Here is an 8176-nt window from a genome sequence, read left to right on the forward strand (position 1 = left end):
TTAAAAGTGATGGGTGGTAAGGGCGTACTCTATAAGTCATAGCCTTATACACAACTCATCTGATATCATAAATATCAATATGAAACAATAAGTTACCGAATTGCATAAAAACCTGCTCGTTTGAGCATGTTTCATCTAAAAATCAACGAGTTAGATCGCTTTGTTGCTCATGCTGAATGAGTTGTGTATAAGGCTATGCTCTATAAGTACGCTCGCAATGGCCGTGCAATCTGAAACAAGGCCATGTAATTCCTGAACTGTTCAGCGCGAAAGTAAAATAAAGTGGTCGGGTCCGAGGTGAACCACTTTAATCGGAGCAGCGTATTTTCGACGCTTTCCTGGGGAACAAGCCGGGCATTGCCAAGCGTCATCTCGGAGGGTGCCAAGTATTCTACAATAGGGTTAAGAATGGGGATGGAACATTTCAGGAAGTGCAGTGCACCGGTTGTTGGCATATCGTACATCAAACAAAGATCACAACTCTCTGCATGCTGATCCATGGTTTCGTTGGCGTTTCTAGTCAACTCTGCAGCGGAAACTCCAATATCCCTCTCCAACAAGTTTATAATCGAGTAACTCGGTTTGCAGCGTATTTTAAGGACGATGCCGTTCTGGTTGCACCAGGAAACGATCTGTCTTATTCCTTGCATGTAGGGTTGGTAGCGCGTGAAATAAAATCCATTGAGTGACAGGGAATTAAGCAGCAGAGAGATCGTCCTAATCTCGCCAACGATACTCGAGCTTCTGAAGGTTTCCGGATAAGCAATTTTAAAATTCAGTACGCTCTTGTGGTTGGCATCAAAAATTTCCTGGCCATGTATCGGATGACTGAGAACCGTGATGTTCCTGTATTTGAACTCGATGTCATTGACGCATTTGGAGTGGGGTAGAAGAATGACGGGCAGTGAGTGCTTCTGTGCAAAAGAAATGATCGGGCCATGAAATCCGGCATCGTGATCGGATAACACTATTCTTGATGGTTTCGAGTTTTTGAAATACCTGGAAAACTGGTAATAGGTGACCAGCTGCGCACAGTAAGTGTTGCTGATTTGTTGGGTTTGGCGTTGGCGGTAATTCGGTATGACCAGATGTGGCTGCAATATCCGGTCCAGTTTTTCAGCTAATTTACGGGAAAAATTATTTATTTTTGTGCGGATCTCTTCCGGTAAATTGGCGAGGGTACTCTCTAATTCGGTCAGTGCCAGGGTTTTAATTGCGGGTAACGGGATGTTGAAATTCTTTGCCTCGATATTGATCAGTGTTTTCCCGGTCGAAATCATTTCCTGGAAAAAATAATTGATATCATACCAGCATGTCGGTAAATGAATCAGTAGCTGTTCAAGTTCTTCATTCTGATTTCCTTCTGGTAACTCAGGGATCAGATGGCCGTCATCATCCTTGCTTCCATAGGTAAAACCTGAAAATTCGATGTCATTGGACTTCAGGTTCCACAAGAGCAAGATCGAGGGAATGAATGAATTGAAGTAATATGAGCCAGGGGTATCACAGATGAAGAGGTGTACCTTCGTTCCGGCTAGTTGGTTACCAAAATTCTCCCATAGTGCCGTGTACCACTTGAGGGTGATGAAAATATAATACAGATTCAGATGCTGCCATCCCTCTATGGATACCTCGGGGACAATATCTCTGACTTCGAGATCAAGAGTCCTCTCCAGGTCGAACGCAGCAGAGTGGGCACTGGCGTCCAGTTCATGATAGAGCGGGCAATTATCAAAAGGTGTATAAACGATGTTCCTCAGTCCGCTCGCCGAGATCGGGTCAACCAGTATCGGGTCGAATGTGTATACGGTATACGAGGACAGGTTTCTGGCGATTTGTAGGGCTGGGGGAATATCCGCAGCATTGATAATTATGATCGAGTTTTCCATCGCAAGATTCTTCTTCCCTCATTCCCGCAACTTGTCGCGCAACTGCGAGTACGCTTCCCTGTAATCGTGGAACCCCTGCTCCCTCATCGCGATTTTCAGAGCGTCGCTCAGCACGGCTTCGAACTTGAACTGATTCAGGCGGCTACCCGACCAGGCACAATCGAAGGTATTGTAAGCGCGGACACGCCACCTGGGATCGACCGTCAGCAATATGGATGCAATACGTTCCATCAGGAAGACTTTTCTCTGCACGGAGCCTGGGTAGGATGTTTCGAAAATCAGCAACTGTTTGAGCGCGCTGTCCTCTCCTTCGCAGATGGAAAATAACTGCTCGTTGAGACTGAGCCAGGCGCGCCAGAACGCGGGACGTGCGGCAAAGAAATTGCTGAAGATGATCTGCCGAGAATCCATGACCAGCGGCGCCAAGCCGATCGGCATGCCAACTGCCGCAAAGAAGGTTTCGCTGGCCGCGATAAAACCCGGCGAAAACAGTTCCTCCTGTTCGAATACATTGAGGAAAAAGGCCCCCATGTCAGGTTGCGGGCTGAATGAAACCACATCCATGTCTGTGCCGGCTGCCTGCACGAAATTTTTCACCTGGGCATGGCTCAGTCCAGTCTTCTCCTGGAAGCGCGGTGAGAAGAAACCATAATACGCATGCTCTTCGAGATCTTCATCGATCAGGAATCTGCGAATCGGCCAATATTCACGCCAATCATTTCTGGGGCTATTGACATTGTCCAGGATCAGGTAACCCGGAGGGGCCTCAGCAAGGGTCTTTTCAGAGTAGGCAATGTGATAGAGATGGACCGGGTGCAATGCTGGATTCATTACCTGCTGCGTCGGGCCATTAGTTTTCCCGGTTTGCATCAGCCGTCCGCTAGCGCCTTGACCACATATTGAAATGGGACTGCATCCTGTAGGGCCATCTCGGGATCGTTACCGGATGCACGTGCCATCTGCCGGATCGCTGCAGCCATTTCATCAGTAGGTTGATCGAGGAGACGGGCAATCATGTTGAGCACCTGGAATCCGTGCGAATTGAACAGATCGATAATGGTCAGGCGGGTAAGCCAGCGAATATGGGTACGATCAAACAGACCGGAGTCCTGATAGATGAACAGGCCGGCGTTAAGCCGGGACTGGACGCCCCAATATTGCGCATTCGGGATGCAGGCAATCACTTCGGTGCGGCTGCGCGCATTGGCCTTGATGCGCTCCAGCAGTTGCCATGGATCGTAAAGATGCTCCAAAGCGTCAGCAAATACCCAGCAGTCGGCATCACTCAGCTGGTGAAATGTTTCGGCAGATAAATATTCGACATTGCCATGGATCACCTCCGTGCAATGCTGCCTGGAGGCTTCGGCGTAGTCCGCATCGATTTCTATGCCCACATAGCGGCAGCCGGGATTGATGCCGCGATAGGCTCGCGCCAGAGCACCACTGCTGGAGCCCACTTCCACCACGCCTGTATAGTCGCTACGCATGAAGTTGAGAACATCCGGATTGTGAATTTGATTGAGCGGGGTTTGTCGCATTGCTGGTGCTGGATGCACGGGGGTCCTTTCAAGAAGGTCAGATTTGCTTCACAGTGGCGATGAAGTTGTCGGGAGATGCATGGTCAATTGCAACAACCGGCTTTCTAGATTGCGTACGAACAAGTGAGTATCGAACAGCACTCCCTGAGTGCGCTCTCTGATCAGGTGTGCCCGCATCCGTTCGCATTCGGTTCGACGATGACCCAGGGCAACCGCCTTTTCTTCATAGTCACTGAGCTGGTAGGTAATCAGTTCCCCGAGATTGGCTGCGGTCAGCAGCGCGCCAGCCATACGGGACGCAAAGGTACGTCCACTCCGGGTCAGTACGGGCAGGCCCATCCATAGGGCGTCGTTCGCAGTTGTGCCGGCATTGAATGGAAAGGTGTCAAGGAACAGATCCGCAATCTGGTAGCGGGCCAGATAGTTTTCAGGAGCAACCCGCTCGGTGAAGATCAGGCGGGAGGGTTCAATGCCCTGATTGATGGCTTCCTGACGCAGGTTTGTTTCAGCCCAGGGATTGTCGGCCAGTAACCACAACACGCTGCCGGACACACGGCGCAGGATGTTCATCCAGACGCTGAACATTTCTGGGGTGAACTTGAAGTTGTTATTGAATGAGCAGTACACAAAGCGGTCTTCCGGTAGCCCGCAGCTCGCCCGGCTAGGGGGGGTTCCCAGCGCGCGCTTGCGGTCGCTGACCTGATAGATGTCAGGCATATAGAGGGGCATTTCGGAATAGTAGCGTGCTTCCTCTTCGGGGATGAGGAAGCGGTCGGCAATGACATAGTCGATGAATGGGAGGCCGGTGGTGGCAGGCAGGCCGAGATAGGTGATCTGTATTGGGGCCGGTCGGTAGGCCAGCATGTTCATTCGGGCACCAGCAGTCTGGCCCTGCAGGTCCACCAGAATATCGATCTCGTGTTCCCGAATCAGGCAAGCCGCTTCCTCGTCGCCGAGTTGATCGATACGTTGGAAGTGATCCATGGCGGCAATCACCCGCTTGCGTACCTCCGAGCCATCCTCCGGACTCCAGCAATACGCATAGACCTCGAATTTCTCTCGGTCATGGGATTCGAACATCTCCACCATCAGCATCGCGACCGGATGCAGGCAGAAATCCGAGGAGCAGTAGCCGATGCGGATTTTCCGGTGTCCGTAGCCTCCTGGCTTGGCGAGGGATGGCAGATCCTTGAGTACCTTCTTGTCCGCGTAGCGTCGCGCGGCGGCCAGTTGTACCGCAGGATCATCGGTCATCGCAAGCATGGCCAGGGCGGAGGTGGAATTCTCCATCAGTTCCGGGCTGACCTTGCCGGTGGGGCGATAAACTGGCCAACAGCATTGTTTCATGCGCAGGAATACCCAGTGGTGGAGTACATCCGACTGGGTGGGATCGATCGACAGACTCCTGTCGAGATAGTCCGTGGCATCCCGATATTCCTTTTTGATCTCCAGTACCCGGCCAAGATTGTTCAGGGCAAGCAGCAGGAAGGGCTTGTATTCATCCGTGTCGGCGGGAACATTGCGTTCAACCCATAGCCACTCTTCTACCGCCTGGTCCAGAAAGCCCCGGCGCTCAAGGACCAGCCCAAGGTTGAGTCGAGGTTGAATGAAGCCAGGAGACAGGGCGATCGCCTGCCGGTAAGCCTCTTCCGAAGCCACCAGATCCCCGAGATTCGACAGCGTTGCGCCGAGGTTGAAGTACGCCGCATGGGCGTGGGTTGAAGGGGTTCTCTTGAGCCAGGTCTGGTAGAGGATCGCTGCCAGGGGCGCGCGCCGTTCCTGCTCCAGTTTGCTGCACTGGTCGATGAGTTGCAGCAGTTCGAGTTGCCCGTTCCATGCCTGCATCAGCAGAGAAACAATTACATCGTCGCGCACTACCACTCCCCTCAAGGCTGCCATCCCGAATTCATGGTTACAACGAGCCTGGATTATATCCTGAAAACGGGCCTCGGCGATCTTTGCAGGGTAATCATAACTGATTGTAATAATTGAATAAGATCATCGGTTCAGAGGGTACGCTTGCTGCAGATCAGGCGACAGACGGATGCTGCACGCACAGCTTCCGATCAATCGGCAGACTGTCCTGGATGGCATGAGACATCTTCAGCCAAAAAAGGAAGCGGGGCCGAAAAGGCCCCGCTGCATGGCTGAACCGCTGTTTAACTACCTGTCGCGAGCATGCCCTTGGTGATCGCATCCAGGCTTGGCGGATTGGTCAGCGAGTTGGTCGCCACCGTCTGTGAAGCCTGGGATGCACCGAACGGATTGCCGTTCGGATCGTATTGCTGCAACAAGGCCGCAATGCTTGCCTGCGGGGCGAGTTGAGGCAGGAGGCTGGTACCAAAAGCGTTCGGGTCGGGCGCTGCCTGTCCGGTGTTGAACGAGGAGATGGCCTGCAGCATGTTGCCCACATTCGCTCTGAGATCCGCCGCCGCCGCAATGGTAGGCGGCGCTGCCTGGATTGCGGAGTTCTTGTCGGTTGCGAACCAGACGTCAGCCATCTCGTGACTTGTCCCATCGGTGGTCTGGTAACTCGAAATCAGTCCGACGATATTGCCCGCATCGACCACCGCAGTTCTCGTCGCATTCAGGTCGAGTTGAACTATTTCCAGCGACTCGAGGGAACGTAGTTCTCCCGACTGGCTGATCCCGTCCGAATTGCCGTCTACCCAGACTGCCAGATCCGACCAATGATCGTCTGCCGAACTGATGACGCCGTCGGCATTGCTGTCGATTTCGCTCAGGGCGACATAGCCGTCTGCAGCCTTTTCGCCGTTGGCCAGCGTGACCGATGATCCGAACAATTCACCGCCGTCGTTGATGGTTCCGTCGCCATTGCGGTCCATGACCAGGAGGCCGTCACCGCTGGCAACCCAGCCGGTATGAATCTTGTCGCCGGTTGCCAACAGGTCGAACTGAACGCCCGAAGAAATGCTCTGCGATAGTTTGCCATCCTCGTTGAGATCAAGAATCAGGGGCGTCGAAGCGGAGTTGACCTGAGCCGTGGTCAGGGCGGCGAGTTGTGTGGTCGTCAGGAACATCCCCTTGAGGGCATAGGTCTGAGCGGTGCTCATGGCGGCGAGCTGGCTGAGGGTCAGGACGGGAACCTGAGCGGCGGTGAGTGCGGCGAGCTGAGTGGTACCGAGTGCTGCGACATCGGCGGCTTCCATGGCCTTTACCTGGGCAGTGGTGAGGCCGCTGGCGATCTGGGTGACCGTGAGTGCGGCAACCTGCGCGGTGGTCAGAGCGACGATCTGGCTGGTTCGCAGAGCTGCGATATCGGCAGCTTCCATCGCTCTCACTTGGGCAGTGGTGAGGCCGCTGGCAATCTGACTGGCGGTGAGCGCGCCGACCTGAGTCGTGGTCAGCGCGACCACCTGAGCGGTGCCAAGGTTGGCGATCTGACTGCTGGCAAGGGCGGCAATCTGGCTGGTCTTGAGTACCGCGACATCAGTCGCCTCGATCGCCTGCAACTGGGTGGTGGTGAGGCCGTTGACGAGCTGATTGGTGGTCAGTGCGCGGACCTGCGCCGTGGTCAGTGCGACGACCTGGGCGGTGTCGAGACTGGCCACCTGGGAGGTAGTGAGGGCGGCGATCTGCGACGTGCCGATGCCGGCGATCTGACTAGTGCGCAGGACGATGGCGATCTGACTGGTGGTGAGCGCGGCTACCTGGCTGGTCTTGAATGCCGAGACTTCGGTGGCATCCATGGTGCTGAGCTGGTTGGTGGTGAGGCCGCCTGTGATCTGGGTGACCGTGAGTGCGCCGATCTGTGAAGAAGTCAGCGCCGCGAATTGGGAGGTGCCGAGGTTGGCGATCTGAGTAGTGCTCAGAGCGGCGATCTGGCTGCTCTTGAGTGCTGCGACATCAGTCGCCTCGATCGCTTGCAGTTGGGTGCTGGTGAGGCCGTTGACAAGTTGATTGGTGGTCAGTGCGCGGACCTGCGCCGTGGTCAGCGCGACGATCTGGGCGGTGCCGAGACTGGCGACTTGGGCGGTGGTGAGGGCGGCAACCTGCGACGTGCCGATCCCGGCGATCTGGCTGCTGCCAAGGACGATCGCGATCTGGCTGCTGGTGAGCGCGACCAGCTGGCTGGTCTTGAGTGCCGCGACATCGCGGGTTTCCAGGGCCGTCAGCTGGTTGGTGGTAAGGCCGTTGATGAGCTGGTTGGTGGTCAGGGCGCGGACCTGCGACGAGGTCAGCGCGACGATCTGGCTGGTGCCGAGATTGGCGATCTGAGTGGTGGTCAGGGCGGCGACCTGACTGGTCTTGAGGGCCGCGACATCGGCGGTTTCCATGGCCGCCAGCTGCGCGGTGGTGAGGCCATTGACGAGCTGATTGGAGGTGAATGCGGGAACCTGCGCGGAGGTCAGGGCGGCGATCTGGGCGGTGCCGAGAGCGGCGACCTGGGTGGTGGTCAGGGCGGCGAGCTGGGCGGTTCTGATCGCAGCGATCTGGCTGCTGCCAAACACGATGGCGATCTGGCTGCTGGTGAGCGCGGCCACCTGGACAGTCTTGAGTGCCGCCACATCACGGGTTTCCAGGACCGTCAGCTGGTTGGTGGTGAGGCCGTTGATGAGCTGGTTGGTGGTGAGCGCGGCGACCTGCGACGAGGTCAGCGCGACGATCTGGCTGGTGCCGAGATTGGCGATCTGAGTGGTGCTGAGGGCGGCGACCTGGCTGGTCTTGAGGGCCGCGACATCGGCGGTTTCCATGGCCGCCAGCTGCGCGGTGGTGAGGCCATTGACG

The 8176-nt window shown here is 55.5% G+C and carries 4 protein-coding genes and 1 pseudogene; all 5 read right to left on the reverse strand.

The window, feature by feature from the left end; genetic code table 11:
- Positions 1 to 200: 200 nt before the first annotated feature.
- Positions 201 to 1889: a hypothetical protein gene (locus tag AW06_RS05530; RefSeq protein WP_034946893.1), complete on the reverse strand. Its 1689-nt coding sequence runs from the start codon at positions 1887 to 1889 to the stop codon at positions 201 to 203.
- A gap of 18 nt (positions 1890 to 1907) precedes the next feature.
- The gene (locus AW06_RS05535; protein WP_246149129.1) at positions 1908 to 2759 is read right to left on the reverse strand and encodes a hypothetical protein; all 852 of its coding nucleotides are present in this window, start codon (positions 2757 to 2759) and stop codon (positions 1908 to 1910) included.
- Entirely contained in the window at positions 2759 to 3427 is a 669-nt protein-coding gene (locus tag AW06_RS05540) for a class I SAM-dependent methyltransferase (protein ID WP_034946899.1), read from the reverse strand. The genes AW06_RS05535 and AW06_RS05540 overlap by 1 nt, the downstream gene beginning before the upstream one ends.
- A 48-nt stretch (positions 3428 to 3475) precedes the next feature.
- A complete protein-coding gene (locus tag AW06_RS05545; RefSeq protein ID WP_138679079.1) occupies positions 3476 to 5302 on the reverse strand; it encodes a tetratricopeptide repeat protein in 1827 nt (608 codons plus the stop codon).
- Between the two features lie 284 nt (positions 5303 to 5586).
- Positions 5587 to 8176 (reverse strand): annotated as a pseudogene (locus AW06_RS05550) (heme utilization protein); the annotation flags it as partial.

It is taken from the genome of Candidatus Accumulibacter cognatus (assembly GCF_000584975.1).
GTDB classification, from domain to species: domain Bacteria; phylum Pseudomonadota; class Gammaproteobacteria; order Burkholderiales; family Rhodocyclaceae; genus Accumulibacter; species Accumulibacter cognatus.

What these genes read in the sequence shown, in the direction of transcription:
- AW06_RS05535 (WP_246149129.1), bottom strand. Translation starts at nt 2,759, where the DNA reads ATGCAAACCGGGAAAACTAATGGCCCGACGCAGCAGGTAATGAATCCA.
- AW06_RS05530 (WP_034946893.1), bottom strand. Translation starts at nt 1,889, where the DNA reads ATGGAAAACTCGATCATAATTATCAATGCTGCGGATATTCCCCCAGCC.
- AW06_RS05540 (WP_034946899.1), bottom strand. Translation starts at nt 3,427, where the DNA reads ATGCGACAAACCCCGCTCAATCAAATTCACAATCCGGATGTTCTCAAC.